The sequence below is a fragment of the Enterobacter cloacae complex sp. 2022EL-00981 genome (genome assembly GCF_028737495.1).
Taxonomy (GTDB): domain Bacteria; phylum Pseudomonadota; class Gammaproteobacteria; order Enterobacterales; family Enterobacteriaceae; genus Enterobacter; species Enterobacter cloacae.
This window is the reverse complement of sequence record NZ_JAQZRK010000002.1, coordinates 146,893-172,875: the sequence shown is the minus strand read 5'-3', so window position 1 is coordinate 172,875 and position 25,983 is coordinate 146,893. Positions and strand designations below refer to the sequence as shown.

At 55.4% G+C, this 25,983-nt stretch carries 27 protein-coding genes; 9 read left to right on the top strand and 18 right to left on the bottom strand.

Translation table 11 applies throughout. The annotated features are described in order from the left end of the window. Positions 1 to 15: 15 nt before the first annotated feature. Positions 16 to 804: a PhzF family phenazine biosynthesis protein gene (locus tag PUZ33_RS02685; RefSeq protein WP_020688617.1), complete on the bottom strand. Its 789-nt coding sequence runs from the start codon at positions 802 to 804 to the stop codon at positions 16 to 18. 175 nt (positions 805 to 979) lie between these two features. Here PUZ33_RS02685 and PUZ33_RS02680 point away from each other — a divergent pair, with 175 nt between their 5' ends. Next, positions 980 to 2,176: a sugar transporter gene (locus PUZ33_RS02680; protein ID WP_029883786.1), complete on the top strand. Its 1,197-nt coding sequence runs from the start codon at positions 980 to 982 to the stop codon at positions 2,174 to 2,176. An 81-nt stretch (positions 2,177 to 2,257) separates the two neighbouring features. On the opposite strand, the gene PUZ33_RS02675 is transcribed toward PUZ33_RS02680, so the two are convergent. After that, positions 2,258 to 3,100: a lysozyme inhibitor LprI family protein gene (locus PUZ33_RS02675; protein WP_058680447.1), complete on the bottom strand. Its 843-nt coding sequence runs from the start codon at positions 3,098 to 3,100 to the stop codon at positions 2,258 to 2,260. Between the two features lie 185 nt (positions 3,101 to 3,285). Continuing rightward, positions 3,286 to 3,951: a MarC family NAAT transporter gene (locus tag PUZ33_RS02670; RefSeq protein WP_013096626.1), complete on the bottom strand. Its 666-nt coding sequence runs from the start codon at positions 3,949 to 3,951 to the stop codon at positions 3,286 to 3,288. Positions 3,952 to 4,207: 256 nt separating this feature from the next. Between PUZ33_RS02670 and marR the strand changes: the two genes are divergently transcribed. Genes marR through marB form a run of 3 tightly spaced genes read left to right on the top strand, consistent with a single transcriptional unit; the run spans position 4,208 to position 5,294 of the window. Continuing rightward, on the top strand, positions 4,208 to 4,642 hold the full coding sequence (marR, locus tag PUZ33_RS02665; protein WP_014831902.1) for a multiple antibiotic resistance transcriptional regulator MarR: 435 nt from the start codon (positions 4,208 to 4,210) through the stop codon (positions 4,640 to 4,642). Between the two features lie 20 nt (positions 4,643 to 4,662). Continuing rightward, the gene (gene marA, locus PUZ33_RS02660; protein WP_008502237.1) at positions 4,663 to 5,043 is read left to right on the top strand and encodes an MDR efflux pump AcrAB transcriptional activator MarA; all 381 of its coding nucleotides are present in this window, start codon (positions 4,663 to 4,665) and stop codon (positions 5,041 to 5,043) included. Positions 5,044 to 5,075: 32 nt separating this feature from the next. After that, entirely contained in the window at positions 5,076 to 5,294 is a 219-nt protein-coding gene (marB, locus tag PUZ33_RS02655) for a multiple antibiotic resistance protein MarB (RefSeq protein ID WP_014831901.1), read from the top strand. A 38-nt stretch (positions 5,295 to 5,332) separates the two neighbouring features. Here marB and eamA read toward each other — a convergent pair whose 3' ends face one another. Next, a complete protein-coding gene (gene eamA, locus PUZ33_RS02650; protein ID WP_014831900.1) occupies positions 5,333 to 6,232 on the bottom strand; it encodes an O-acetylserine/cysteine exporter in 900 nt (299 codons plus the stop codon). Between the two features lie 194 nt (positions 6,233 to 6,426). Here eamA and ydeE point away from each other — a divergent pair, with 194 nt between their 5' ends. After that, positions 6,427 to 7,644 (top strand): efflux MFS transporter YdeE, encoded by a 1,218-nt coding sequence (ydeE, locus tag PUZ33_RS02645; RefSeq protein WP_058680448.1) that lies wholly within the window; start codon positions 6,427 to 6,429, stop codon positions 7,642 to 7,644. Positions 7,645 to 7,691: 47 nt separating this feature from the next. Here the strand turns inward: ydeE and zinT are convergent, their stop codons facing one another. The 8 genes from zinT to PUZ33_RS02605 form a co-directional block, all read right to left on the bottom strand. Then, positions 7,692 to 8,330, bottom strand: a complete 639-nt coding sequence (zinT, locus tag PUZ33_RS02640; RefSeq protein ID WP_058680449.1) for a metal-binding protein ZinT — start codon at positions 8,328 to 8,330, stop codon at positions 7,692 to 7,694. A 53-nt stretch (positions 8,331 to 8,383) separates the two neighbouring features. Next, a complete protein-coding gene (gene urtE, locus PUZ33_RS02635; RefSeq protein ID WP_062676621.1) occupies positions 8,384 to 9,082 on the bottom strand; it encodes an urea ABC transporter ATP-binding subunit UrtE in 699 nt (232 codons plus the stop codon). A gap of 9 nt (positions 9,083 to 9,091) precedes the next feature. Further along, a complete protein-coding gene (urtD, locus tag PUZ33_RS02630; RefSeq protein ID WP_014831896.1) occupies positions 9,092 to 9,889 on the bottom strand; it encodes an urea ABC transporter ATP-binding protein UrtD in 798 nt (265 codons plus the stop codon). Continuing rightward, on the bottom strand, positions 9,889 to 10,962 hold the full coding sequence (gene urtC, locus PUZ33_RS02625) for an urea ABC transporter permease subunit UrtC (RefSeq protein ID WP_014831895.1): 1,074 nt from the start codon (positions 10,960 to 10,962) through the stop codon (positions 9,889 to 9,891). Before urtC ends, urtD begins: the two co-directional genes overlap by 1 nt. After that, positions 10,962 to 12,536: an urea ABC transporter permease subunit UrtB gene (urtB, locus tag PUZ33_RS02620; RefSeq protein WP_058680451.1), complete on the bottom strand. Its 1,575-nt coding sequence runs from the start codon at positions 12,534 to 12,536 to the stop codon at positions 10,962 to 10,964. The genes urtC and urtB overlap by 1 nt, the downstream gene beginning before the upstream one ends. 24 nt (positions 12,537 to 12,560) lie before the next feature. Next, positions 12,561 to 13,832, bottom strand: a complete 1,272-nt coding sequence (gene urtA / locus PUZ33_RS02615) for an urea ABC transporter substrate-binding protein (protein WP_013096636.1) — start codon at positions 13,830 to 13,832, stop codon at positions 12,561 to 12,563. A 200-nt stretch (positions 13,833 to 14,032) separates the two neighbouring features. Continuing rightward, positions 14,033 to 15,136, bottom strand: coding sequence for a cobalamin-independent methionine synthase II family protein (locus PUZ33_RS02610; protein WP_062676619.1), 1,104 nt, complete (start codon positions 15,134 to 15,136; stop codon positions 14,033 to 14,035). Between the two features lie 156 nt (positions 15,137 to 15,292). After that, positions 15,293 to 15,706 carry a rhodanese-like domain-containing protein gene (locus PUZ33_RS02605; protein WP_013096638.1) on the bottom strand — a complete coding sequence of 138 codons (414 nt, stop codon included), beginning with the start codon at positions 15,704 to 15,706 and terminating at the stop codon, positions 15,293 to 15,295. 73 nt (positions 15,707 to 15,779) lie between these two features. Between PUZ33_RS02605 and ftrA the strand changes: the two genes are divergently transcribed. Further along, on the top strand, positions 15,780 to 16,781 hold the full coding sequence (gene ftrA, locus PUZ33_RS02600) for a transcriptional regulator FtrA (protein ID WP_058680453.1): 1,002 nt from the start codon (positions 15,780 to 15,782) through the stop codon (positions 16,779 to 16,781). A gap of 157 nt (positions 16,782 to 16,938) precedes the next feature. Here the strand turns inward: ftrA and PUZ33_RS02595 are convergent, their stop codons facing one another. Continuing rightward, positions 16,939 to 17,301 (bottom strand): hypothetical protein, encoded by a 363-nt coding sequence (locus tag PUZ33_RS02595; RefSeq protein ID WP_014831891.1) that lies wholly within the window; start codon positions 17,299 to 17,301, stop codon positions 16,939 to 16,941. 250 nt (positions 17,302 to 17,551) lie between these two features. Here PUZ33_RS02595 and PUZ33_RS02590 point away from each other — a divergent pair, with 250 nt between their 5' ends. Next, complete coding sequence (locus tag PUZ33_RS02590) at positions 17,552 to 17,782, top strand: DUF2554 family protein (RefSeq protein ID WP_046887478.1); 231 nt, start codon at positions 17,552 to 17,554, stop codon at positions 17,780 to 17,782. On the opposite strand, the gene PUZ33_RS02585 is transcribed toward PUZ33_RS02590, so the two are convergent. Together PUZ33_RS02585 and PUZ33_RS02580 are read right to left on the bottom strand one after the other, a co-directional pair. Then, positions 17,783 to 19,747, bottom strand: coding sequence for a peptidase U32 family protein (locus PUZ33_RS02585; protein ID WP_058680454.1), 1,965 nt, complete (start codon positions 19,745 to 19,747; stop codon positions 17,783 to 17,785). Between the two features lie 80 nt (positions 19,748 to 19,827). Further along, positions 19,828 to 20,355 (bottom strand): helix-turn-helix domain-containing protein, encoded by a 528-nt coding sequence (locus tag PUZ33_RS02580; protein ID WP_058680455.1) that lies wholly within the window; start codon positions 20,353 to 20,355, stop codon positions 19,828 to 19,830. 92 nt (positions 20,356 to 20,447) lie between these two features. On the opposite strand from PUZ33_RS02580, the gene PUZ33_RS02575 reads away from it, so the two are divergent. Beyond that, entirely contained in the window at positions 20,448 to 21,614 is a 1,167-nt protein-coding gene (locus PUZ33_RS02575) for a benzoate/H(+) symporter BenE family transporter (RefSeq protein ID WP_058680456.1), read from the top strand. Here the strand turns inward: PUZ33_RS02575 and PUZ33_RS02570 are convergent. Then, complete coding sequence (locus tag PUZ33_RS02570; RefSeq protein WP_013096645.1) at positions 21,594 to 22,466, bottom strand: helix-turn-helix domain-containing protein; 873 nt, start codon at positions 22,464 to 22,466, stop codon at positions 21,594 to 21,596. The two genes, PUZ33_RS02575 and PUZ33_RS02570, sit on opposite strands and share 21 nt — an antisense overlap. A gap of 175 nt (positions 22,467 to 22,641) precedes the next feature. Between PUZ33_RS02570 and PUZ33_RS02565 the strand changes: the two genes are divergently transcribed. Then, positions 22,642 to 23,538 carry a DMT family transporter gene (locus PUZ33_RS02565; protein ID WP_014831885.1) on the top strand — a complete coding sequence of 299 codons (897 nt, stop codon included), beginning with the start codon at positions 22,642 to 22,644 and terminating at the stop codon, positions 23,536 to 23,538. A 32-nt stretch (positions 23,539 to 23,570) separates the two neighbouring features. Here the strand turns inward: PUZ33_RS02565 and PUZ33_RS02560 are convergent, their stop codons facing one another. Together PUZ33_RS02560 and PUZ33_RS02555 are read right to left on the bottom strand one after the other, a co-directional pair. Next, positions 23,571 to 24,245, bottom strand: a complete 675-nt coding sequence (locus PUZ33_RS02560) for a DUF3313 domain-containing protein (RefSeq protein ID WP_058680457.1) — start codon at positions 24,243 to 24,245, stop codon at positions 23,571 to 23,573. A gap of 135 nt (positions 24,246 to 24,380) precedes the next feature. Next, complete coding sequence (locus PUZ33_RS02555) at positions 24,381 to 25,976, bottom strand: ABC transporter substrate-binding protein (protein WP_062676617.1); 1,596 nt, start codon at positions 25,974 to 25,976, stop codon at positions 24,381 to 24,383. Between the last annotated feature and the right edge of the window lie 7 nt (positions 25,977 to 25,983).

The following is a 25,983-nucleotide window of genomic DNA, read 5'->3' as shown; positions in this document are numbered from 1 at the left end:
TGTTGTTATAGGTATCTAGCGCAGAAAAACTGTGCCTTTCAAATAGCATGACGCCTGTCCGCTCATCAGCACGCGCGAGCCTTTTAGCTCGCACCGCACGTCGCCGCCCCGCGCGGAAACCTGACGGGCAAACATCGTCGTTTTACCCAATTTTTCGCTCCAGTAAGGAATGAGCATGGTATGTGCAGAGCCGGTCACCGGATCTTCCCAGACGGCAACGCCGGGGGAGAAAAAGCGGCTGACGAAATCGTAATCCCCGTCGCCCCGCGCCGTAACGGCAACCTTATGTTCGCCAGGCGTCATGGCTGAAATTGTCGGTGCGAGCGCTTCAACCTGCTGGCGATCTTCCAGCACCACCACCCATGCGCGGCCTTTGCGGGCTTCAACGTAGCGGCGGATACCGAGCGCCGCGAGCATCTCCGGCGGGGGCGTCTCTTCATGCGTGGGACATGCCGGGAAATCCAGCGTCAGCCACTCCCCCTCCCGGCTCACCGTCAGGCGGCCAGAGGCTGTTTCGAAGTGGATCCGCGAGTCAGGATAGTCCAGCTCATTGAACAGAACGTACGCCGCAGCAAGCGTGGCGTGACCGCAAAGATTAACTTCGGTCAGCGTGGTAAACCAGCGTAGCTCAATGCCCCCTTTCGTACAGACGAAAAATGCGGTTTCCGACTGATTATGCTGTTGCGCCATTTTCAGTAACGTTTCGTCCGGCAGCCACGCCTTGAGCGGGCAAACGGCAGCCGGATTTCCGCCAAATGACACATTGCTAAACGCATCGACCAGATAAAAATCAATCTCCTGCACTGTCTTACCGCCTGTTTTTGTTGGAGTGTTCTTTTATATTCAATGAAAACCCTGCCTCCGGCTACCGCTTTCATAAGGTAAATATTGAGATCTGCATCACATAATGGTTGAGTTTTCGCCGTGCAAGGCTTTAAGATCGTCTCCTCTTCTTTTGCAACGAATCTCCGACATCCCTATGACAACGAACACAGTTTCCCGCAGGGTTGCGTGGCTACGCGTGGTCACGCTGGCTATTGCCGCGTTTATTTTCAACACCACAGAATTTGTTCCGGTTGGGCTGTTGTCTGACATCGCAGAGAGTTTCCAGATGGAAACGGCGCAGGTGGGCATTATGTTGACCATTTACGCCTGGGTGGTGGCGTTGATGTCGCTGCCGTTTATGCTGCTGACCAGCCAGATGGAGCGGCGTAAGCTACTGATCGGGCTGTTTGCGTTGTTTATCGCCAGCCACGTGCTGTCGTTCCTGGCGTGGAATTTTACGGTGCTGGTGTTAAGCCGCGTCGGGATCGCCTTTGCGCATGCCGTTTTCTGGTCGATTACCGCGTCGCTGGCTATCCGACTGGCACCGGCGGGGAAACGCGCCCAGGCGCTGAGCCTGATTGCCACCGGGACCGCGCTGGCGATGGTGCTGGGCCTGCCGATTGGCCGTATCGTGGGCCAATACTTCGGCTGGCGTACCACGTTCTTCGCCATTGGCATGGGAGCGCTGGTTACCCTGGTGTGTCTGGTGAAACTGCTGCCGAAGCTGCCAAGCGAACATTCCGGCTCACTGAAAAGCCTGCCGTTGTTGATGCGTCGCCCGGCGCTGCTGAGCATTTATCTGCTTACCGTTATTGTGGTCACCGCCCACTATACGGCTTACAGCTATATCGAGCCGTTCGTTCAGGTGGTGGCCGGCTTTAGCGGCAATTTTGCCACCCTTCTCCTGCTGCTCCTTGGCGGGGCGGGCATTATTGGCAGTATTCTTTTCGGCAAGCTTGGCAATCAGCACGCTTCAGCGCTGGTGAGCAGCGCCATCGGTTTGCTGCTGGCGTGTCTGCTGCTGCTGATGCCCGCCGCGGGCAGTGAAAGCCAGCTGGCGATCCTCAGCCTGTTCTGGGGTGTGGCGATCATGATTATCGGTCTCGGGATGCAGGTGAAAGTGCTGGCCCTCGCGCCGGATGCCACAGACGTGGCGATGTCGCTGTTCTCGGGCATTTTTAACCTGGGAATTGGCGCGGGTGCGCTGGTGGGCAATCAGGTGATTCTGCACGTATCTATGTCGGCGATTGGCTATCTGGGGGCCATTCCGGCGCTGGTGGCGCTTATCTGGTCGGTGTTGATCTTCCGTAAATGGCCGGTGGCGCTGGAGGAACAGGGGCAGCACGGGTGACGTCTGTTTGTGCCGGGTGGCGGCTACGCCTTACCCGGCCTACGAGACCAATTGGACTGTGAAATTAAATTGCGTACTGCATTAATATTCCGCTTCTTCACTGCCACCCAAATAATAGTATCTGTCGTCGGTCATTTTGGTCTGGCAAGTATAGATGTCGGTTCTGACAGAGAGCGGCGTTTGTTCTGATGATGCGTCGCTAATTTTTCCGCATTTTTTTGCTTTTTCGTTAATCCAGGCATTCTGCTCTTTTTTCATTGAGGTTTTAACAGAAGCAGGAAGTTGCTTCCAGAGATCGTTCAGACGTTGATCGCTATCAGCAAAAATATATTTGGCATTATTTAATTTACTGATGAGTTCGTCCTTCTCGAGGTCGTTTTTATTCATAATAAGAATTGTTATCCCAGCCAATGATTCAGAAACATAATCCCTGTTTCCGTATTCATATGAAACAGAAATATCTTTACCGTTATCGGCCAGGGACATTGAATAGACAAATTTGTCCCACTGAACGCTGTTGTTAAGAATTTTACCATCGCCGTTAGTTATCCCTCCCAGTTGGTTCGGATGGGATCCAATGTAGCTCATGATATCTGCTGGCACGGTGAGTGAAACTTTAGCATTACAGCTAAGTATCGCTTTATTATCTTGATTGGTTTTTGTGGTGACGTTTTCTAAAACAAGCCCGATCTCATTCACTTTAGCAATGTAATCCTTAAGCGGTTTGCCATAGAATTTCGAAGGTGAAGAGATATATGTTTTCTGTAGTTTACTAACCGCATCATTTCTGATTTTCGACTGCGTAGCAGAAATAGCGTCTTCACGACCGCATTTAAAATCAGGTGTTGAATCGAACAGACCAGCGTTGGCATTTAATGCAAGGAACAAAGAACTTAAAGCAATAAGAGACGTTTTAGCACGCATATCCATATATCCTGAAAAGAAATGAGTGCAGTACGTTACTTTAAGTGGTAACACGCGGCAAGCAAGGCAGCGTTTTTTTACCTCAGAAATAAGTAAAAGAAATAATTTTCAGAATTGATTTATATTCACATAAATTATCGATATAGGCGTAGGCCGGGTAAGCGCAGCGCCACCCGGCAAACACATCAATGATAGGTCTTAATAATCTCCAGCACGCCGTTAATAATAAACTGCACGCCCATACATACCAGCAAGAACCCCATCAGACGGGAAATCGCCTCGATACCGCCTTTGCCGACCCAGCGCATAATTGCCCCGGAACTGCGCAACGACGCCCACACAATAATGCCGATCAGTGCAAATATCAGCGGTGGTGCAACGGTCACGACCCAGTCCGGAAACGTAGTGCCGTCACGTACCGTTGAGGCAGAACTGATGATCATCGCAATGGTCCCTGGCCCTGCCGTGCTCGGCATGGCTAGCGGTACAAAGGCGATATTCGCACTCGGTTCGGTCTCCAGCTCTTCGGATTTGCTCTTCGCTTCAGGCGATTCATGCGCTTTTTGCGCCGGAAACAGCATGCGGAAACCGATAAAGGCCACAATCAGCCCCCCGGCGATACGCAGGCCCGGGATGGAGATCCCGAAGGTATTCATCACCAGCTGACCGGCGTAGTAAGCCACCATCATGATGGCGAACACATACACTGAGGCCATCATCGACTGATGATTACGCTCTGCGCTGTTCATATTCCCTGCCAGCCCGAGGAAAAGCGCTACCGTCGTTAACGGGTTGGCCAACGGCAGCAATACCACCAGCCCAAGACCAATTGCTTTTATCAAATCCAACATAGTGCGTCGTTGTCCTTATCCATGTTTATCACCGCAATTATAGGGTGAAAGTGTGACGTTGAGCCATGCACTCAACGTAACGATTATTTTCATCCGGGCACGATAACCCTGCGTTATCTGTATGATTTGAAAGACCCCAACAAAAGTTCATGAAACGTTTTAGCAATTCGTGGCATCCGCAGATCCATTCAGTTGACTTATACTTGCCTGAGCAATAATATCTGCCGTGACTAAACTACTTGCCAGGGCAACCATTGTGAAAAGCACCAGTGATATCTTCAACGACGTTGTTCCACTGGGTCGTCTTATTCATCTGGTTAACCAGAAAAAAGACCGCCTGCTGAATGACTATCTGTCGCCGCTGGATATCACCGCAACACAGTTTAAAGTGCTGTGCTCCATTCGCTGTCAGGTGTGCATCACCCCGGTTGAATTAAAAAAGGTGCTCTCTGTCGATCTGGGCGCGCTGACCCGCATGCTGGATCGTCTCGTCTGTAAAGGATGGATAGAACGAAGCCCTAACCCGAATGACAAGCGCGGCGTCCTGGTGACACTCACCAGCGACGGTGCGGATATGTGTGAGCAATGTCATCAATTAGTAGGACAAACACTGCATCAGGAACTAACAAAAAACTTAACGGCAGATGAAGTGGCAACGCTTGAGCTTTTGCTTAAGAAAATACTGCCGTAAACAGAAAAAGAGGTATGACGATGTCCAGACGCAATACTGACGCTATCACCATTCATAGCATTTTGGACTGGATCGAAGATAACCTGGAATCGCCGCTCTCCCTTGAAAAAGTGTCAGAGCGTTCAGGTTACTCCAAATGGCACCTGCAACGGATGTTCAAAAAAGAGACCGGTCATTCATTAGGTCAATATATTCGCAGCCGCAAGCTGACGGAAATTGCCCAAAAACTGAAAGAAAGCAATGAACCGATCCTTTATCTGGCGGAGCGTTACGGATTTGAATCGCAACAAACCCTGACGCGTACGTTTAAGAACTACTTCGACGTGCCGCCTCATAAGTATCGAATCACCAGCGTGCCGGGTGAATCCCGATACCTGTATCCGCTAAAACATTGTAGTTAATCATCGCCTGTAAAGACGTAACCGAGGAAATCATGAACCTTACCGCCTCCGCCGCCCTCGCCTTGCTGGTGCTGTTTTCCAGCCAGACCTTCGCGGAGCAAACACCCCGTGCAACGCAGCAAAATAATCATGATACGATGATTTTGCCGTCAGCACATGACCGGTCTCCCTATGATTTCAACCACATGGGGACTGGTAGCGACAAATCCGACGAATTAGGCGTGCCTTATTATAATCAGCACGGCCTCTGATTCGTTTTTGCCCCGCGGATGCGGGGCTTTTTTCTGCCCTATCCCCGCACCCGCGTCGCCCGACGCACGCGCAAGCCAAACACGTTGATATACAGTCCGGCCATGATCAGCACCGCCCCCAGCAGCTGTAATGCACTCAGCTTCTCATCCAGCAGGATTGCAGCGCTGGCCAGCCCGACGACCGGCACCAGCAGCGATAACGGCGCCACGCGCCAGGTTTCGTACCGCCCCAGCAGTGAACCCCAGATACCGTAGCCCACAATGGTGGCGACAAACGCCAGATAAACCAGCGACAGAATGGTGGTAAGGTCGATTTCAACCAGACTCTTCAGCATCACCGCGTGGCCGTCAAAAATCAGCGACGCGACCATAAACGGCACCACCGGGATCAGTGCGCTCCAGACCACCAGCGACATCACCTGCGGGCGTGCCTCATGCTGCATAATCAGCTTGTTGAAGATATTGCCGCAGGCCCAGCTCAGACCCGCCGCCAGCGTCAGCATAAAGCCCAGTAACGCCACATGCTGACCGTTCAGGCTGGCCTCAATCAGCACCAGCACGCCAAACACGGCTAAAGTGATCCCCGCCAGCTGTTTACCCTGCAAACGCTCGCCGAAGACAAACGCGCCAAGAATGATGGTAAAGAACGCCTGCGCCTGCAGTACCAGCGAGGCCAGCCCGGCCGGCATCCCGAATTTGATGGCACAGAACAGAAACGCAAACTGGCCAAAGCTGATGGTCAGGCCATAACCCAGCAGCAAGGTAAACGGAATTTTCGGGCGGGCAACAAAGAACAGTGCCGGGAACGCCACCAGCATAAAACGCAAGCCTGCCAACATCAGTGGGGGCATGTTATGCAATCCCACTTTAATGACCACAAAATTGAGTCCCCATACGATGACCACCAGCAATGCCAGCAGTCCGTCTTTACGCGTCATACCCTGCCCCTGATTTATTAATAATTTGTTAACACTTGAAGGTAACAGAAAAAAGCGCGTTACGAGAAGATCATTAATTCTGGCAGGCAGCTGAAGCACTTACGGATAAATTAGCCGCTATACAAGCCTCTTATGTCGTGATACTCCTTTTAGGACACAACTAAAAAAAGCATAAGCATTTGTCGGGCAGGAATATGAAACCATCTCTCAGGCGCTCAACCGCAGCGCTGCTGGCATCGTCATTGTTGTTAACCATCGGTCGTGGGGCCACGCTGCCGTTCATGACGATTTATCTCACGCGTGTGTTTAACATGAGCGTCGGGAATATTGGTTATGCCCTGACCATTGCGTTAACCATCGGCGTGGTATTCAGTCTGGGATTTGGCATTCTGGCCGATAAGTTTGATAAAAAGCGCTACATGCTGATCGCCATCGTGGCGTTTATCGCCGGTTTTGTGGCGATCCCGCTGGTCAATAACGTCACGCTGGTGGTGCTCTTCTTTTCGCTGATCAACTGCGCCTATTCCGTGTTTTCGACGGTGCTGAAAGCCTGGTTCTCTGACGTGCTGACCTCCAGTGAAAAAGCCCGCGTGTTTTCGCTGAACTACAGCTTTCTGAATATCGGCTGGACGGTCGGGCCGCCTCTCGGCACGTTTCTGGTGATGTACAGCCTGCAGCTGCCGTTCTGGCTGGCCGCGTTCTGTGCCGCCCTGCCGCTGGGGTTTATCCATTTCTTTGTGCAAAAAAGCGTTGCGTTAGATACCGCTGAGCAGAAGACAACGTGGCAGCCGTCGGTATTGCTGAAAGATCGGGCGTTATTCTGGTATACGCTCTCTGGCCTGCTCGCGTCATACCTCGGCGGGTCGTTCGCGAGCTGTATTTCGCAGTATGTCCTGGCCGCGCATGCAGACAGTGATTTCGCCGAAAAGGTGGTCGCCGTAGTGCTGCCCGTCAACGCCGCCGTGGTGGTGACGCTGCAGTACGCACTCGGTCGTAAGATCTCTGCCAGCAATATTCGCCCGCTGATGACCGCCGCGACGCTGTTTTTTATCGTGGGGCTGGGGGGCTTTATGCTCTCCGGGGAAAACCTGATTTACTGGGGCATCGCTGCCGCCATCTTTACGCTGGGTGAGATTATTTATGCGCCGGGTGAATACATGCTGATCGACAACATCGCCCCGCCGGGAATGAAAGCAAGCTACTTCTCCGCCCAGGCGCTGGGCTGGCTCGGCGCGGCAGCTAACCCGATGATCACCGGCATTATCCTGACCAACCTGCCGCACTGGTCATTGTTCGTGATTATGATGGCCGCCATTGTCGTTGCATGGTTGATGATTTTGCGTGGCATGAGCGTGAAAAATGAAGATAGCGTGTCGGGTGGCGCTGCGCTTACCCGACCGACAAAATCCTAATCGCAGGCCGGGTATGGCGTAGCCGTCACCCGGCCTGCAATAAAGCATCAGTGGTGCAACATCTCCTCCACCACCTGCTCTTTGTACATCTCGTTTGGATAATAGGTCGGCCAGTTATCCATCTCTTTCAGCAGCGCCTCGTGAGAGGTATCGCCCATAAAGATGTGGAAGTGGGAAGAGGCTTTTGGCGCAATGGTGTGGTCGCTGAACTGAACAAACTTCGGCGCCTTGCTGCCCGCGTCCTTACACTCAAACAGATAGCGAACACCTTTTTTGCCTGACGCGTAGGTCAGAATTTTGTAGCCGCTGTAATCATACTGACAGCGGCTGACCTCTTTACCTTTGTGGAATTCCATGACGTTATTTTCGATGCCGATAGCCTCCACGTCGGTGGCGTACCCCGTGCGGTAATAGGCTTTGATCTCGTCGAAGGTTTTATTGTCCTTCTGCGCCTTCTTTCTGAAGACCGGATCCAGCGAGCCATCCAGCAGGAAGGGATAAACGGACTGCCAGGTGCCATCCCAGTCGGACAGTTTCCGGTCCTTAACGTCTTTATCTGCAAACACGCCGTTTGCCGCCTTTTGCTCCGCTTCGGTCATCTGGTGACCGTGTGAGTGGGCAAACAGCTGGCCGCTGACCAGCAGCGCCCCCAGAGTCATCGCAAATTTTCCAATATGTGCAGCCACAACAGTATCCTCACTCCGTTTTTATAAGAATGAGGATGTTATATTATAACATTTCAGATCGCAACCAGTCCGCGAACGCCCTCCTGCTCCATGTTGTCTCCCCGTCCTCGCTGGATAATGGTGCCGCGAGACATCAGCAGATAGCTGTCTGCCAGCGCTGCCGCAAAGTCATAAAACTGCTCAACAAGCAGGATCGCCATGTCCCCCCGGTCTGCAAGCTGGCGGATCACGTGGCCAATCTCTTTAATCACCGAGGGCTGAATGCCTTCGGTGGGTTCATCGAGGATCAGCAGCTGCGGACGGCTCGCCAGGGCGCGTCCAATCGCCAGCTGCTGCTGTTGTCCGCCAGAGAGATCGCCTCCGCGTCGGTGCTTCATCTCTTTTAATACCGGGAAAAGCTGCCAGATCTCCTCCGGGACATGCTTTGCTTCGCGGGCTGAGAAGCGCGACAGCCCCATGAGCAGATTCTCTTCCACGGTTAAGCGCGGGAAAATCTCACGTCCCTGCGGCACATACGCGACCCCAGACTGTACCCGCTGGTGCGGCTTGCTGTGGGTGATCTTTTTCCCCTGCCAGATAACCTCACCCGTTTTCGCCGGGATCAGCCCCATCAGACACTTCAGCAGCGTGGTTTTCCCCACGCCGTTGCGCCCCAGCAGGCAGGTCACTTCGCCGGTAATGGCCTCAAAGCTCACGCCGCGCAGAATATGGCTTCCACCGTAGTATTGATTCAGTTCGTTAACCTGTAACATCAAGTCTCCTTAGCGTCCCAGATAGACTTCAATTACCTGCTCGTTGGCCTGTACCTCGCGCAGCGAGCCTTCTGCCAGCACCTGTCCCTGATGCAGTACGGTCACGCGATCGGCAATGGTTTCAACAAATCCCATGTCATGCTCAACCACCATCAACGAGTGCTTGCCTGCCAGGGTCCGGAAAAGCTCGGCGGTATACTCGGTCTCCGCGTCCGTCATCCCGGCGGCGGGTTCATCCAGCAACAGCAGATGCGGATCCTGGACCAGCAGCATACCGATCTCGAGGAACTGTTTTTGCCCGTGCGACAGAAGCCCGGCGCGGCGGTCGCGTTCACTGGCCAGCCGCAGCAGGACCAGCATCTCATCAATACGATCGCGCTGTTCGCCGTTGAGTTTGGCCCGCAGGCTTGCCCAGACGGACTTGTCGGTTTTCATGGCGATCTCAAGGTTTTCCCATACCGTCAGCGCTTCAAAGACCGTCGGCTTCTGAAACTTGCGCCCGATCCCCTGGCGGGCAATGGCGGCCGGTTCAAGCAGGGTCAGATCTACCGACTGGTCATAAACGGCTTTACCGCTTTTTGGCCGCGTTTTGCCGGTGATCACGTCCATCAGCGTGGTTTTCCCCGCGCCGTTGGGGCCAATTACGCAGCGCAACTCGCCCACGCCTATGTTCAGCGTGAGATCCGTCAGCGCCTGAAATCCATCGAAGTTGACGTTGATCTTATCCAGCTGCAGCACCGGGTCCGTCTGCTCGCGATAGCGATCCCCGGGCAGCTGGCGAGTAAATAATCCTTCGGCTGGCTGCATTATTTCTCTCCTTTACGAAACAGGCCGTAGACGCCGCGCGGTAAAAACAGCGTAACCGCGATAAAAATCAGCCCGAGAAACAGCTGCCAGTACTCCGGCATCGCGACGGTGAAGAAACTCTTCGCGCCGTTCACCAGCGCCGCGCCAATCACCGGGCCAACCAGCGTGCCACGGCCGCCCAGCGCCACCCAGATAGCGGCTTCAATGGAGTTGGTCGGCGACATTTCACCCGGGTTAATAATCCCGACCTGCGGGACATAGAGCGCCCCCGCCAGACCACACAGCACGGCGGAAAGCGTCCACACCAGCAGCTTAAACCCCTTCGGATCGTAGCCACAAAACGTCAGGCGGTTTTCAGCATCGCGTACGGCGGTCAGAATGCGGCCAAATTTACTCCTGGCGAGGGCAAAACCGGTGCCGAGCGTCAGGAGCAGCAGCATCACGGTCGCCAGAAACAGCGCGATACGGGTTGTGGTTGCGGTGACGGAAAAGCCCAGCAGCGTGGTGAAACCGGTAAAGCCGTTATTGCCGCCAAACCCGGTTTCGTTGCGAAAGAACAGCAACATCCCCGCGTAAGTCAGGGCCTGCGTCATGATCGAAAAATAGACCCCTTTGATTTTGGAGCGAAAGGCAAACCAGCCAAACACCAGCGCCAGCAGTCCCGGCACCATTACAATCAGTACCAGCGCCCAGGCAAAGTGCTGCGTCCCCCACCAGAACCACGGCAGTTCGCTCCAGGAGAGAAACGACATAAACGCGGGCAGGCCATCACCCGCGGCCTGGCGCATCAGGTACATGCCCATCGCATATCCGCCCAGCGCGAAGAAGATCCCGTGGCCCAGCGAGAGCATGCCGGCGTATCCCCACACCAGATCGAGCGCCACCGCAACGATGGCGTAGCACAGGATTTTGCCGATCAGCGTCAGCATCCAGGTCGACAGCGCCAGCGGATGGGTGGCGGGCAACATCGCAAAGAACGGCAATACCAGCAGACACGCCACCAGCAGGCTGCCTGCAATCTGCGTGGTGCGTGGCGCTTTTCGCGCCAGTTTTAAGGTAAGTGGCTGGCTCATCAGTCAGTGACCCTCCCTTTCAGCGCAAACAATCCCTGCGGGCGTTTCTGGATAAACAGAATGATGGCCACCAGAATGACGATTTTGCCCAGCACGGCCCCCATCTGCGGCTCAAGAATTTTGTTGAAGATCCCAAGGCCAAAGGCCGCCGCCACGCTCCCCGCCAGCTGTCCGACGCCGCCGAGCACCACCACCAGGAAAGAGTCGATAATGTAACCCTGGCCCAGTTCCGGCCCGACGTTGCCCAACTGGGAGAGCGCCACGCCGCCTAAACCGGCAATGCCGGAGCCCAGACCAAACGCCAGCATATCGACGCGCCCGGTCGGCACCCCACAACAGGCCGCCATGCTGCGGTTTTGCGTTACCGCACGCACGTTCAGGCCCAGACGGGTTTTATTCAGGACCAGCCAGGTAAAGAACAGCACCATCAGCACAAAGCCCAGTACCACAATGCGGTTCCACGGCAGCGTCAGGTTGGCAAATACCTGCACCCCGCCGGACAGCCAGGCCGGGTTTGCCACCTCCAGGTTCTGCGCGCCAAACGTCATGCGTACCAGCTGGATCAGCATCAGGCTGATACCCCAGGTGGCGAGTAATGTCTCCAGCGGACGACCGTAGAGATGGCGGATCACGGTGCGTTCCAGGATCATCCCGATGCCGGCGGTCAGGCAGAAGGCGATGGGCAGCGCGACAACCGGATACAGCGCCAGCCACTGAGGCGTCAATCCGGCCATCGCCTGCTGAACCATCCACGTGGCGTACGCCCCCAGCATCAGCATCTCGCCGTGCGCCATGTTGATGACCCCCAGCAGCCCATAGGTGATCGCCAGCCCCAGCGCCGCCAGCAGCAGGACCGAGCCCAGCGACAGCCCCATAAACGCCTGCCCAAGCAGATCGCCCCACATCAGACGGTGCTGGATCTGACTCAGGCTCTCCCCGGCAGCGGCTCGCACACGGGCATCCGGTTCGGTTTGCGCCTGGGTATACGGCATGAGTCGGGATGGCACGTCCGGGTCGTCAGACTGCCCGAGTCGTTCAATCGCCTGAAGACGCACGTCAGCCTGCGGGCTGGCGAGCTGGAGATTAGCCAGCGCCAGCAGCAGCGACTGGCGTGCCACATCGTCCGTTTCACTGTTTACCCGCGTTTGCAGGAGGCCGATCATTTCCGGCTGCGCATCCCGCTGTAACTGACGCGCGGCGGCCCGCCGCTGCGTGACGTTGTCACTGATAAGTTGATGCGTAGCGTTGGCCGTGGCGGCCAGCACCCGCAGACGGTTGGTCAGGCGTACGGCTTTGGTTTGCCCTTCTGCGGCAGGGGAATCTCCCAGCGCCACCATCTCGCCATTGCGTCGCGCAAAGGCATGCTTCTGGCTGTCGGCAAACAGATTTTCGTTTTGCAGCGCCTGCAGTAACGGCAGCCTTGCGGCATCCGGCGCGATGGCCCAGCGGGTCAGCATCTCAGCCTGCTGGCTGCGGCTGGCGGCAACAAATTGATCGGCATCCGATGCCTGCGCCATCCCTGGCAGCAGTCCGGTAAGCCATACAATAGCGATCATCATGCGCATGGCGTTCATGACTTTTCTCCCTGCGGTAATGGCTTAGTTGCTGGCGGTCTTCATCGGCTGATCGGGCTTTTTATCATTCCCGGCGATGAACGGGCTCCACGGCTGGGCGCGTACCGGCTCTTCCGTCTGCCAGACCACGTTAAACTGACCGTTACCTTCGATTTCACCGATCATGACCGGCTTATGCAGGTGATGGTTGGTGGCATCCATGGTGAGCGTAAAGCCGGAGGGTGCCTTAAAGGACTGTCCGGCCATGGCCGCGCGCACTTTATCCACGTCGGTGGTGCCTGCTTTCTCTACCGCCTGTGCCCACATGTGGATCCCGACATAGGTGGCTTCCATCGGGTCGTTGGTGACTACGGTATCGGCGTTCGGCAGCTTATGGGCTTTGGCATAGGCTTTATAGTCCGCCACGAAGGCCTGGTTGGTCGGGTTATCCACGGACTCGAAGTAGTTCCACGCGGCCAGGTTGCCGACCAGCGGTTTGGTGTCAATCCCGCGCAGCTCCTCTTCGCCAACGGAGAATGCCACCACCGGGACATCGGTTGCTTTCAGCCCCTGGTTAGCCAGTTCTTTATAGAACGGGACGTTAGAATCGCCGTTGATGGTGGAGACCACCGCGGTTTTACCGCCTGCGGAGAATTTCTTGATGTTGGCGACGATGGTCTGGTAGTCACTATGCCCGAACGGGGTGTAGACCTCTTCGATATCTTTGTCTTCCACGCCTTTGGAGTGCAGGAAGGCGCGCAGGATCTTGTTGGTGGTTCGCGGGTAGACGTAATCCGTGCCCAGCAGGAAGAAGCGTTTAGCGCTACCGCCGTCTTCGCTCATCAGGTACTCCACCGCCGGAATAGCCTGCTGGTTTGGCGCCGCACCGGTATAGAAGACGTTCGGCGACATCTCTTCGCCTTCGTATTGCACCGGATAGAACAGCAGACCGTTCAGCTCCTCAAATACCGGCAGTACGGATTTACGTGACACCGAGGTCCAGCAGCCAAACACCACGGCCACTTTATCCTGGCTCAGCAGCTGACGCGCTTTTTCGGCAAACAGCGGCCAGTTAGAGGCCGGGTCAACCACCACTGGCTCCAGTTTTTTACCCAGCACCCCGCCTTTGGCGTTGATCTCGTCAATCGTCATCAGGGCGACATCTTTCAGCGGCGTTTCTGAGATCGCCATCGTGCCGGAGAGCGAATGCATAATCCCCACTTTGATGGTATCGGCCGCCTGTGCGCCAAAACTCATCCCCATAGCAACGACTGACGCAGACAACGCGAAGGCTTTTAATAATGTACGACGGTGCATATTTTCACTCCTGAAAAAGAACGCTGTGCGAAGACGTCCGTTACGGCATGGACGCGGAAAAATGTCTCAGCGAAACAGGAGCAAAAAGGATGCCAGGATGAATAACGTGCTATTGCAGGATGTGTAACGCGGGATGTAAAGAGAACGACTCAGAATGGTACAGCGCTGCACTTTTATAATGCAGCGCTGTGACGACGGAATTACCAGACTTCGCTGGCGATCTGTGTGACCAGACGCACTTTGTCCCACTGCTGGGCTTCACTCAGGGTGTTGCCCTCTTCAGTGGAGGCAAAGCCGCACTGCGGGCTGAGGCAGATCTGCTCTTTCGCCACGTATCTGGCCGCCTCCTCCAGGCGCGCCTTCACCCCTTCAGGGTTTTCCAGCTCGCCATTTTTGGTGGTGATCAGGCCAAGCACCACCTGCTGCTTACCCGGGCGGACAAAGCGCAGCGGCGCGAAATCACCGCTACGGTCGTTGTCATACTCCAGGAAGAAGGCATCGACGTTCACCGTGCCGAACAGCACCTGGGCCACCGGCTCATAGCCGCCTTCGGAAATCCAGGTTGAGCGGAAGTTACCGCGACAGACATGCAGACCGATGGTCAGATCGTCTGGTTTACCTTCCAGCGCCTTGTTCAGCACGCGGGCATAGGTACGCGCCAGCTCATCGGCATCTTCCCCGCGCTCGCGGATCTGACGACGCTGGTCATCCGAACAGAGGTAGGCCCAGACGGTATCATCCAGCTGCAGATAGCGGCAGCCCGCGTCGTAAAATGCCCGGATGGCATCGCGCCAGGTGGTAGCCAGATCGTCAAAATAGTCTTTCAGATCCGGATACACCGTGGCATCAATGTCTTTGCGACCACCACGGAAGTGCAGCACGCTCGGGCTGGGAATGGTCATTTTCGGTTGCGCGTTGCCGCTGATGCTTTTCAGGTAGCGGAAGTCTTCCAGCATCGGGTGATCGCCAAAGCCCAGCTTGCCAGTGACGCGCACGCCGTGCGCTTTGGTCTGCACGCCGTTGAACTGAATGCCCTGCTGTGAATCGTAACGCTCAACCCCCTGCAGGCCATCAAAGAAATCGAAGTGCCACCAGGCGCGACGGAACTCACCGTCGGTGACCACGTGCAGGCCGCAGGCGCACTGCTGTTCGACCACCTGGCGGATCGCGTCATCTTCCACCGCGCGAAGCTGCCCGGCATCAATCTCACCGCGGGCAAACTGCTGGCGAGCCTGTTTGATGGCATCCGGGCGTAAAAAACTGCCGACTACATCGGCGCGGTATGGGGCGTGCTGTCGCTGCATGGAAATCTCCTCTGTCTGCCGGCGATAATTGCCAGCAGTGATAATTCATCTCTTGAATCTTTAGACTTCTGGATGTCTAAATGTCCAAAAAAGATGACATACCTGCTCTATCCCGGCAAACGAGAAAATTTCACGACAGTTGAAAATTATTCATGTTCACAGCGCGGCAGCGGTTTCGCTACTGGCAAACGCGTACTGTTCGTCCTCCCAGCCGGTGATGCCCCCAATCATGATTTTCACCGGCAGTCCGAGACGCGCCAGCTTCAGCGCGGCTCTGTCCGCGCCGTTACAGTGCGGCCCGGCGCAGTACACCACGAACAGCGTATCGGCAGGCCACTGCGCCATGCGCGCCTCGGTGATCTGGCTCCAGGGCATATGTATCGCGCCGGGCACATGACGACGGGCAAACTGCTCAGGTTTACCGACAACGTGCAGCAACACAAAGTCCTGCTCGTTATTCGTCAGCGCATGGTGCACATCGGCACAGTCCGTTTCGACGCTCAGGCGACGCAGAAAATGGGTGACGGCTTCCTGCGGCTCGGCAGCCGGAAATTCAGTAACATAACTCATGATCCTTCCTCATCTTTGGCGTTTGTGTTAACACTACTCTATCCAGAAATTGATCACGTGAATGCGTCCACTTATGCCAGAAAACAGCAAAAAGATGACAAACTTAAGACAGGTTTCCCGCCCGCAGGTGGTGGTACTGGCCTATGACGGTTTGTGTACCTTTGAATTCGGCGTGGCGGTGGAAATCTTCGGTTTGCCACGTCCCGAGCTGGGCGACGAATGGTATCGTTTTGCGGTGGCGGGCATTGATGACGGTGAGCTTCGGGCAACCGGTGGGATCCGCATCCTGACCGACGGGGGGCTTGATCTGCTGGCGTCGGCAGACCTGATCGTTGTGCCGGGCTGGCGAGGGATGGATGCGCCTGTTCCCGCGTCGTTGTGCGAGGCATTACGCCGGGCCAACGCGCGCGGTTGCCAGCTGCTTTCTATCTGTTCCGGGGTGTTTGTTCTGGCCGCGTCGGGTCTGTTGAACGGGCGTAAAGCCACCACCCACTGGCGCTATATTGAGGCGCTGAAAGCCCGTTATCCGGCGATCGGCGTGGTCGACGATGTGTTGTATCAGGATGAAGGCGATATTCTGACCTCTGCAGGAAGCGCGGCAGGCATCGATCTCTGTCTGCACGTGGTGCGACGGGATTACGGTATGGAAACCGCCAACAGCGTCGCGCGCCGTCTGGTGATTCCTCCCCACCGGGATGGCTCCCAGCCGCAGCAGCTGAGTCGCCCGGTGGCACAACTGCGGGAGAGCCAGCGTCTGGGACAGTTGTTCGACTTCCTGCACAATCACCTGAGCGTTTCTCACAGCGTGGATTCGCTGGCGCGTCGCGTCGGCATGAGCCAGCGCACCTTTCTGCGCCGCTTTCAGGCTGCCACAGGCACCACGCCTGCGCGCTGGCTGCTTAATGAACGACTCTTACGGGCGAAAGATTATCTGGAGAGCAGCCGTCTCAGCATCGACAGCATTGCTGAACAAACCGGTTTTGGTCAGGCAGCGACCCTGCGACACCATTTCCGCCAGCAGTTCGCGCTTTCCCCTGCCCAGTACCGTAAACAGTTTGCCCGCCCGCCACGCTGATGGCCGGTTCGCAGGCAAAAAAAACCGCCATTATCTGGCGGTAAATGCTTGCATGGATAGATTTGTATTTTCATGTCTACGTCCCGACACTCCATGCCGGGCAGCGGATCAATAACAACCTAACATGCCTGAACTCAACAAAAGCTAAACAGAGCCATTAACCCGCTTTGGTATTAATTTGCAGGTAGCGCATCAGGCCCTGTTCCGCGCTCTGTTTTGCATCATCGTTAATCGCTTCCAGATAGAATGGACGCGAGACGCCATACGGTGCTTTATCTGCTGAGAAAACAGCAAACTGGAATGTTTTACCTTTCGACGGATTGGTACAGCCTAATTCCCAACGCTGGTCATCAATTTGCTTGCTATTACACGCCACGCGTCCGTAGTCGCTGGTTAAATAAGAACCGACCCGAGCTTCCGCTGACTGAATATAATCCGGTTCGCCACTCCAGTTAACGTTCATACCTACAACAGCCCCAACGGCAACCACCAGAAGCGCTATTGACATGACTTTTTTCATTGAATCAGATCCATTCCTTTGTCAGAGAAATCTTATTATATAAGATTAATCCTTAAACCTCTGCCATATTTTGATACCAAATTTTAGGGTATGACAAAGATAATTCTTTTTTAGGAAAAATCTCACTAAGCGCAAAATATATCCTGTTCGCGCAACATGACATATTCTTTGCGCTAATTTGAAAATGCCAATAATAACCCTACGAAACTACGTTCATGCTAGCGTGGCATTTTTATTGAAGGGGAAGTCCATGTTCAAAAAGGGGTTAACGCTTATTATGCTGGTCTGCGCCCTGTTTTCCGGCCAGCTGATGGCAGGACACAAAGGCCATGAATATTTGTGGGTCAGGAATGTTGATCATCAACTTCGGCACGAGGCAGACAGTGATGAATTACGCAGCGCAGCGGAGGAATCAGCGGAGGGTTTGCGCGAACATCACCTGTGGCAAAAATCGCGCAAACCGGATACACACTTTCGTTAATTAATTACCCTTACGTTTCGGCAGGGTTTTCATCAGTTCGTCGGGGCTCACGGAGGCAACAATACTGCCCGGTGGTGGCATTTTGAATATATGGTTTTTCATTTTGCCGATAACGTGCATTTCACACGGACGACAATCAAATTTGAGGGTCAGCACCTCGTCGCCATTCACCAGCTGCATTGGCGTGGCTTTCCAGCTCTTAATATTGCCTTTCGCCTGTTTCGGGCAAAGATTAAAGGCAAAACGCAGACAATGTTTGGTGATCATCACCGGCACATCACCCTTCTCTTCATGCGCTTCATAGGCGGCATCAATTAACTGCACGCCGTGACGATGATAAAACTCACGCGCTTTATGGTTATACACGTTCGCCAGGAAGGATAAATGTGACTCGGGGTAAACGGGCGCTGGCACGGTTTCCGCTTTGCGGCTGCCGCGCGGATAATTCGCCAGTCGCGCGTCATCCAGCATCTCTGCCGTTTCCCGGCGGAACTGGTTCAGCAGGCTATTTGGCACGAACAGCGCATCCGGCAGATTTACCGCAATGTTGCGCGCATAGTAAATGGTCTGTCCCAGCTTCGCCACGCCATCCTTCAGACTATTGAGCGCTTTTTCTGCATTGTTCGCCACCTCAAACAGACCGTCGAGGGTATGCGTGACGCTGATGCCGTCTTCACAGGTCATGGTCAGGATCAGCTGCTCTTCCCAGCCCCCTAACTCGATATCTACCGCAATGCGACGCTCGCTGGAAGTTTTCAGCAGCGCCTGCTGCCAGTTGTGATCGAGGTTACGGTTCAGCGCGGCGTTAGGACGTGCTTTATAGAGATCGGCAGGCATCTCATTCGGCCAGACGCGATAGCGGTTTTCACCGGTCTTTTCCACCGTATTAGCACGGAAGCCCACGACTTCACGTTTGATCATCACGTTCAGACCATCCCCGTTCGCCAGCGGTTCGGTCACCGACACGTCGAGATAATCTTTGGCGACCTTCAGCACTTCACCCACCGGTAAACCGATAAACTTCGGTGAATCAAACGCGCCAATATCGCCTTTGCGGGCATTGACGAAGTAGTCTGTGCTGCCACGGTGGAAGGTTTTATCCGTCGACGGAATAAAGAAATGCTCGGTGCGACCGGCAGACGCGCGCGCCAGGTCACCGCGATCTTCAATGATGGCGTCCAGCATCTGACGATAATGGGCGGTAATGTTCTTCACGTAGCTCATATCTTTGTAGCGCCCTTCAATCTTGAAGGAACGCACACCGGCATCAATCAGCGCGCCCAGGTTGGCGGTTTGATCGTTGTCCTTCATGGACAGCAGGTGTTTTTCGAACGCGACCACGCGGCCCTGATCGTCTTTCAGGGTATACGGCAGACGGCAGGCCTGAGAGCAGTCACCGCGGTTGGCGCTGCGGCCCGTCTGCGCGTGGGAGATATTGCACTGCCCGGAATACGCCACGCACAGCGCACCGTGGATAAAGAACTCAATGGTGGCATCCGTCGCCTGGTGAATATCGCGGATTTGATTCAGGTTCAGCTCGCGCGCCAGCACGATCTGGGAAAAGCCCGCATCGGAGAGAAACTTTGCCTTCTCGACGGTGCGAATATCGCACTGGGTACTGGCGTGCAGTTCAATCGGCGGAATATCCAGCTCCAGTACGCCCATGTCCTGGACAATCAGGGCGTCCACGCCGGTGTGGTAGAGATCGGTGATCAGACGTTGCGCAGGCTCCAGTTCATCATCATGCAGAATGGTGTTCAGGGTCACGAACACTTTCGCCCCAAAACGGTGGGCGAACGGCACCAGCTCGGCAATATCGCTCAGGCTGTTGCTGGCGTTATGGCGGGCACCGAAGCCAGGACCGCCAATGTAGACGGCATCAGCCCCATGAAGGATCGCTTCACGGGCGATGGCGGCGTCGCGGGCCGGGCTTAAAAGTTCAAGATGATGGGATTGCAGGCGCATACTTCGTCGTTATCCGTTATGGTCAAAATGGCGGCTATTGTAGTCAGAAGTATGCATCAGCGAAACAGTTTTGCGAGCCTTTAGCGGGGATAATGAATCAGGGAGTGAAAATGCACCGGTCGGCTGCTGCTGTTGCGGTAGGCATGCGGTTTATCCCCGGCAAAACGCACGCCCTGGTCGGCGTAAAGGGTTCGCCATTCGCCGTCAATTTTCATCTCCAGTTCACCGCTTATCACCACCACGTGTTCAATCACCCCCGCCTCGTGCGGCGTGGATTCACTCAGGGCGTCGGGCGCCAGGGTGATGGAGAAATGATCGAACTTCAGCGTCTCGTCCCACGGGAACAGTGGTTTCACCACCATCGCCTGCTGCTGCGGGTCGAACACCGCCTGCCGGTCTGCTTCCGGCGTGATAAACGCCGAGAACGGAACGTTTAGCCCCGTGGCAATTTTCCACAGCGTCGACACCGTTGGGCTGGATTCATTACGCTCGATCTGTCCCAGCATGGCTTTTGACACCCCCGTCTCTTCTGCCAGCTTTGACAGGCTCCAGCCGCGCACCTGGCGCTGCGTCTTCAGTGTTGTAGCAAGATGTTGTGTGATGTCCATGATTCCTCCCGAGGCGGATAAGCATACCACTTGTACGCTATAACGCACAGTGTTACCTTAGTGCGGACGTTATAACGCACAACGGAGATTTTATGCGCCAGTCAGCCCCTCTTTTTCCCGCCATTCTTGCCGGATTCGTTGCCGTTCTGGTCGGTTATGCCAGCTCGGCCGCTATCATCTGGCAGGCTGCTGCCGCGGCAGGCGCGAGCGCACAGCAGATCGCCGGCTGGATGACCGCGCTGGGGTTCGGCATGGGGATCAGTACGCTCGCCCTGTCATGCTGGTATAAAGCCCCGGTGCTCACCGCCTGGTCAACCCCCGGCGCGGCGCTACTGGCTACCAGTCTGCACGGGATAACGCTTGCAGAAACCATCGGCATTTTCATTTTCGCCAATGGGCTGATCTTACTGTGCGGCCTGACCGGACTCTTCGCCCGCCTGATGAAACTCATTCCCCATTCGCTTGCCGCCGCGATGCTGGCAGGCGTATTGCTGCGCTTTGGCCTGCAGACGTTCAGTCACCTTGACGGCCATTTTCTGCTCTGCGGCAGCATGATTGCGGCATGGCTGGTCGCAAAAGCGCTGGCTCCACGCTACGCCATTGTGGCGACGCTGGTCACCGGGAGCGTGGTGGCCTGGGCGAGCGGTGACGTTGTCACAAACAATCTCACCCTCTCCCTCGTCATGCCACAGTTTATTGCACCAGCGTTTAGCCTCACCAGCCTGGTCAGTATTGGCGTGCCCTTTTTTCTGGTGACCATGGCATCGCAGAATGCGCCAGGCATTGCCACGATGAAAGCGTCGGGCTATCCACTGGCGGTATCTCCGCTGATGATCGCGACCGGCGGGCTGGCGCTACTGCTTTCGCCCTTCGGCGTCTACTCCATCTGCATTGCAGCCATTACCGCCGCCATTTGCCAGAGCCCGGATGCGCATCCGGATACCAGTAAACGCTGGCTGGCAGCGATGGCGGCAGGCGGCTTTTACCTGCTGGCGGGCGTATTCGGTGGATCCCTTACCGGGCTGATGGCGGCCCTTCCGCCGAGCTGGATCCAGACGCTGGCAGGCCTGGCGCTGCTGGGCACCATCAGCGGGAGTTTGTATCAGGCATTGCATAACGAAACGGAGCGTGACGCGGCGATTGTCACGTTTCTGATGACCGCCAGCGGCGTGACGCTGCTCGGGATTGGCTCGGCATTCTGGGGGCTGGTGCTGGGAGGCGTGTGCTTCGCCGTTTTATCACGCCTTCGCCGCGCGTAGCTGGGAAGGCGTCATCCCCATCACGCTGCGAAAGCGGTTGCTGAAATGGCTGGCGGAGTTAAAGCCACAGGCGAGCGCAATGTCCGTCAGCGGCGTCGCCGTATGCTGCACCAGCGTTTTGGCTTTCTCCATGCGGCGCTGCATCACGTACTGGTGCGGTGCCAGCCCGGTTGACTGGCGGAACATGCGGGCGAAATGGTACTCGCTGAGCGCGGCCTGCGCCGCCAGTTCAGCCAGCGTGAGCGGCTGAGCAAGATTCTCTTCGATAAAGGCCAGCACGTTGCGCAGCACAAACGGCGATAGCCCACCGGTGACCACCGGCAATTTCCACTGCACATTCGAATAGTTCTGCAGCAGATGGGTCAGCAGCAGCGTCGAGGCCGTGCTGAGCGTCAGCTGGTTGGCTTTTTGCTGCCAGTCACAGCCGAGCAAAAACTGACGATAGAGCGCAGTGATTTTTGCATCGCTGCCAAAGATTTTTTCATCCAGCGTCAACGACAGCGGGCGTTTGTCCCAGATTTTTTCACCCACATCGCGCAGATGGTCATCGGTGCAGTAGAGGTGAACAAACGACAGGTCATCACGAATATCCCACGTCGATTCACTCTCTTTCGGCATCAGACAAAAACGATCCGGCCCACCGCCGTTTTTCCAGCCGCCCGGCGTTTTTTGATAGCTTTCGTAACCGTCCGCCACGTACAGGCTCAGGGTGTGATGATTGCTTTTTACGGTGATCGTGTCGCGCTTGTTGTACCACGCCGCCAGCTGGATACCGGAATTGAGCGCAACGGTTTCCCGCAGCACGGCGTTCTGTTGGCGGAGCGTTTCAAAGGTATCGTAAGCGTGTGACATAACCGTTAGCGCGTCTGTGAATCAGACTGTCAGTCTAAGAATTGTTGTCTTCCGTTGCCAGACCCCGGAACAGAAAAAAGCGCAAGATTTTGCAAGTCCACCGCAGGACGGTGAAAGCCTGTCAACGCCCCCGTCGCCATACTCTGGGTTTCCGTGGTTTGAGAAGAGAGAAAACATGAACGCATTGTTATACGGACTGGTGGTGGTTATCTGGGGGACGACCTGGATTGCGATTTTTCTGCAGCAGGGTCCCGTGGCGGCTCCGGTGTCCATTTTCTGGCGTTTTGCGCTGGCCAGCGCCACGATGATGGTGGTTCTGCTTGCGCTGCGTCGCCTGCGTAAACTGGCGCTGCGGGATCATCTGTTCTGCGTGCTGCAGGGATGCTGTGTTTTTTGCTTCAACTTCTGGTGTTTTTACACGGCCGCGGCGCATATCAACACTGGCCTGGAGTCGGTGATATTTTCCATGGCGGTGCTCTATAACGCCATCAACAGCTTTATTTTCTTCGGGCAACGCCCGCCGGCACGTTTCTGGACGGCAGCCGCACTCGGTCTGGTGGGGATCATCACCCTCTTCTGGGACGATCTGCTGGCCAGCGGCTGGAGCGTATCGCTGCTGACGGGCATTGGCCTTTCCGCACTCGGTACCTATGGCTTCTCGCTGGGCAATATGATCAGCATGCGTCATCAGCGCAGAGGGCTTGAGACCATGACCACCAATGCCTGGGCGATGCTCTACGGCACGCTGGTGATGGGCTGCATTGCGCTGTTCAGAGGCGACAGCTTCGCGCCGCAATGGACGATGAGCTACATGGGGGCGCTGGTCTATCTGGCCCTGTTTGGTTCGGTGATTGCCTTTGGTGCCTACTTCACCCTGGTCGGACGCATTGGTCCGGGCAAAGCGGCCTACAGTACGCTGCTCTTCCCGCTGGTGGCGCTGTCCATCTCCACGGTGTATGAAGGCTACGTCTGGCACATTAACGGCATTATCGGGTTACTGCTGATTCTGGGCGGGAATATGGTGATGTTTACCAGACCGGAAACCTGGTTCCGACGCCTGCGTACGGCATAAAAAAACGGCCTGCGCTTGCAGGCCGTATATGATTATTTCGCTGTTTTATGCACATCAAACATGGTGGCGTCCGTCGCCATGTCATCAACAACCTGCTTCAGCGTCGCGAAGGTCATTGGCGTATTTTCATTGCTCAGCTCCTTGCCTTCACCTTTACGAACAACCTTGATTACCGGTTTGTTCGTTGCCGCATCAATCAACTCACCCTCGAAAAAGAGATGGGTATCCATGGTGCGATGGCCGGTTGCCATCTGCGTACCTGCCACCACCAGCGCAACAGGCACCACTTCATAGAACTGCAGGCCCTCTTTCTGCGAGCTCACCCCGGTGATCGCCCCGCGGAAAATCAGGCTGTGTTTGCCCGGCGTCGTCACAATTGGCTTGCGTTGGCCAATCGCGGTTTTCAACTTGTTATTGGTATAATTTAACAGCTCATCAAGCGTACGTTGACCAATCTGGGTGGTTGGTTTAGGTGTCGGATAATAGGTAATTGGCGTCCAGATGATACTGTCGTAATTCGCCTCGTTATAAGAAGGATCGACCCAACGCAGGGTTGGTTTCCCCGTTGCGGATGTCGTTTGCTGCAAGCCTGAGTAATCTTTCAAAAAGCCGGAGTATTGTTCAGGCGCGGCGACCTTGGATGAACACCCCGCCAGCGCCAACAGACCAGAAAGCACTGCAACTTTAAAAAAAGTGTGAGTACGCATGATGGTTTTCCATGTTATCTGCAAGTATGCATTTGAAGTTATAGCAAAAGTCAGGCGGGTGCGTTGTGACAAAAAATGATGCTGAGAGCACAAATTGCGAAAAGTCTGCCCGGAGACGGTCCGGGCAGTAAAAAATTACTGATTAATATCCACCTGCCAGAAGATATGTTTGCCAAACGGGTCGATTTCGTAGCCCGTGACGTCCTTACGAACCGGTTCAAAAATCGTGGAATGGGCGATCATCACCGCGGGCATCTGATCGTGCATCATCTGCTGAGCCTGCTTATACAGCGCCACGCGTTTGTCATGATCGGTTATCGATTTTGCCTCGGCGATAATGTCATCAAACGGCTTGTAGCACCATTTGGCCGAGTTTGAACCACCGTTCGCGGAGGTGCAGGTAAAGAGCGGACCAAAGAAGTTGTCCGGATCGCCGGTCGCCGTGGTCCAGCCCATCAGCGCGGCCTGGTGCTCACCGCCCTTCACTCGCTTCAGGTACTCGCCCCATTCGTAGGTGACGATTTTGGTCTGCACGCCCACCTTCGCCCAGTCCGCCTGAATCATCTCCGCCATGCGTTTCGCATTCGGGTTATAGGGGCGCTGCACCGGCATCGCCCATAAATCGATGCTGATACCGTTGGCAAAACCGGCCTCTTTTAACAGCGCTTTGGCTTTTTCGGGATCGTATTCGTAATCCTTCAGCTCGCTGTCGGCCCCCCATACCCCCGGCGGCAGCAGGTTCTTCGCCGCCGTGCCAGTGCCGTGGAACACGGCGTCAATAATGGCCGGTTTGTTGATGGCCATCGCCAGCGCCTGGCGCACTTTCACATTATCCAGCGGAGGCTTCTGGGTATTGAACGCCAGGAAGCCGGTATTCACCCCCGCCTTGCTCATGAGATTGATATCGTTGTTCGCCTTCATCCGCGGCAGATCGGCCGGGTTCGGGAACGGCATCACCTGACATTCGTTTTTCTCGATTTTGGCAAAACGGACCGACGCATCCGGCGTAATGGTAAACACCAGCCGATCCAGCTTCGATTTCCCCTGCCAGTAGTCCGGGAAGGCGGTGAACAGGATGCGGGAGTCTTTCTGGTATTGCGCCAGCTTAAAGGGGCCGGTGCCGATGGGCTCCATGTCCACCTTCTCCGGCGTGCCCGCCTTGAGCATCGCGTCGGCATATTCCGCCGAAAGAATGGAGGCAAAATACCACGCCAGATCGGCGACAAATGGCGCTTCCGGGTGCGCCAGGGTAAAGCGCACGGTATGGTCATCCACTTTATCAATCGCGGTGATTAAACTGCCAAACTCCAGACTTTCAAAGTTGGAATAGCTGCCGTTAGAGACGTTATGGTAAGGGTGATTCGCATCCTTCTGGCGCATAAACGAGAAAATCACATCATCGGCATTAAAGTCGCGCGTTGGCGTAAAGGACTTATTGCTCTGGAATTTCACCCCTTTGCGCAGATGGAAGGTATAGACCTTGCCGTCTTCGCTCACCTCCCAGCGCTCCGCGAGGCTCGGCACCAGCTCCGTGGTGCCGGGTTTGAAATCAACCAGCCGGTTATAGACCGGCACCGCGCTGGCGTCCACGCTGGTACCCGAGGTATATAACTGAGGATTAAAGTTTTCCGGAGACCCTTCGGAGCAATACACCAGCGTTTTCGCGGCCACGGTGGAACTGACCGTGAGCGCGGCGAGTGCCAGAGTTAACGTTGTGAGTTTGCTTTTCATCATTTAT

Coding starts and splice junctions, on each gene's coding strand:
- PUZ33_RS02555 (WP_062676617.1), bottom strand. CDS start 25,976: ATGAAAAGCAAACTCACAACGTTAACTCTGGCACTCGCCGCGCTCACG.
- PUZ33_RS02590 (WP_046887478.1), top strand. CDS start 17,552: ATGTTCAAAAAGGGGTTAACGCTTATTATGCTGGTCTGCGCCCTGTTT.
- PUZ33_RS02595 (WP_014831891.1), bottom strand. CDS start 17,301: ATGAAAAAAGTCATGTCAATAGCGCTTCTGGTGGTTGCCGTTGGGGCT.
- urtC (WP_014831895.1), bottom strand. CDS start 10,962: ATGAGCCAGCCACTTACCTTAAAACTGGCGCGAAAAGCGCCACGCACC.
- PUZ33_RS02565 (WP_014831885.1), top strand. CDS start 22,642: ATGAACGCATTGTTATACGGACTGGTGGTGGTTATCTGGGGGACGACC.
- PUZ33_RS02670 (WP_013096626.1), bottom strand. CDS start 3,951: ATGTTGGATTTGATAAAAGCAATTGGTCTTGGGCTGGTGGTATTGCTG.
- PUZ33_RS02585 (WP_058680454.1), bottom strand. CDS start 19,747: ATGCGCCTGCAATCCCATCATCTTGAACTTTTAAGCCCGGCCCGCGAC.
- PUZ33_RS02680 (WP_029883786.1), top strand. CDS start 980: ATGACAACGAACACAGTTTCCCGCAGGGTTGCGTGGCTACGCGTGGTC.
- urtD (WP_014831896.1), bottom strand. CDS start 9,889: ATGCAGCCAGCCGAAGGATTATTTACTCGCCAGCTGCCCGGGGATCGC.
- marB (WP_014831901.1), top strand. CDS start 5,076: ATGAACCTTACCGCCTCCGCCGCCCTCGCCTTGCTGGTGCTGTTTTCC.
- PUZ33_RS02580 (WP_058680455.1), bottom strand. CDS start 20,355: ATGGACATCACACAACATCTTGCTACAACACTGAAGACGCAGCGCCAG.
- ftrA (WP_058680453.1), top strand. CDS start 15,780: ATGCCAGAAAACAGCAAAAAGATGACAAACTTAAGACAGGTTTCCCGC.
- ydeE (WP_058680448.1), top strand. CDS start 6,427: ATGAAACCATCTCTCAGGCGCTCAACCGCAGCGCTGCTGGCATCGTCA.
- urtE (WP_062676621.1), bottom strand. CDS start 9,082: ATGTTACAGGTTAACGAACTGAATCAATACTACGGTGGAAGCCATATT.
- urtB (WP_058680451.1), bottom strand. CDS start 12,536: ATGAACGCCATGCGCATGATGATCGCTATTGTATGGCTTACCGGACTG.
- PUZ33_RS02675 (WP_058680447.1), bottom strand. CDS start 3,100: ATGCGTGCTAAAACGTCTCTTATTGCTTTAAGTTCTTTGTTCCTTGCA.
- urtA (WP_013096636.1), bottom strand. CDS start 13,832: ATGCACCGTCGTACATTATTAAAAGCCTTCGCGTTGTCTGCGTCAGTC.
- PUZ33_RS02605 (WP_013096638.1), bottom strand. CDS start 15,706: ATGAGTTATGTTACTGAATTTCCGGCTGCCGAGCCGCAGGAAGCCGTC.
- PUZ33_RS02610 (WP_062676619.1), bottom strand. CDS start 15,136: ATGCAGCGACAGCACGCCCCATACCGCGCCGATGTAGTCGGCAGTTTT.
- PUZ33_RS02570 (WP_013096645.1), bottom strand. CDS start 22,466: ATGTCACACGCTTACGATACCTTTGAAACGCTCCGCCAACAGAACGCC.
- PUZ33_RS02575 (WP_058680456.1), top strand. CDS start 20,448: ATGCGCCAGTCAGCCCCTCTTTTTCCCGCCATTCTTGCCGGATTCGTT.
- marA (WP_008502237.1), top strand. CDS start 4,663: ATGTCCAGACGCAATACTGACGCTATCACCATTCATAGCATTTTGGAC.
- PUZ33_RS02560 (WP_058680457.1), bottom strand. CDS start 24,245: ATGCGTACTCACACTTTTTTTAAAGTTGCAGTGCTTTCTGGTCTGTTG.
- eamA (WP_014831900.1), bottom strand. CDS start 6,232: ATGACGCGTAAAGACGGACTGCTGGCATTGCTGGTGGTCATCGTATGG.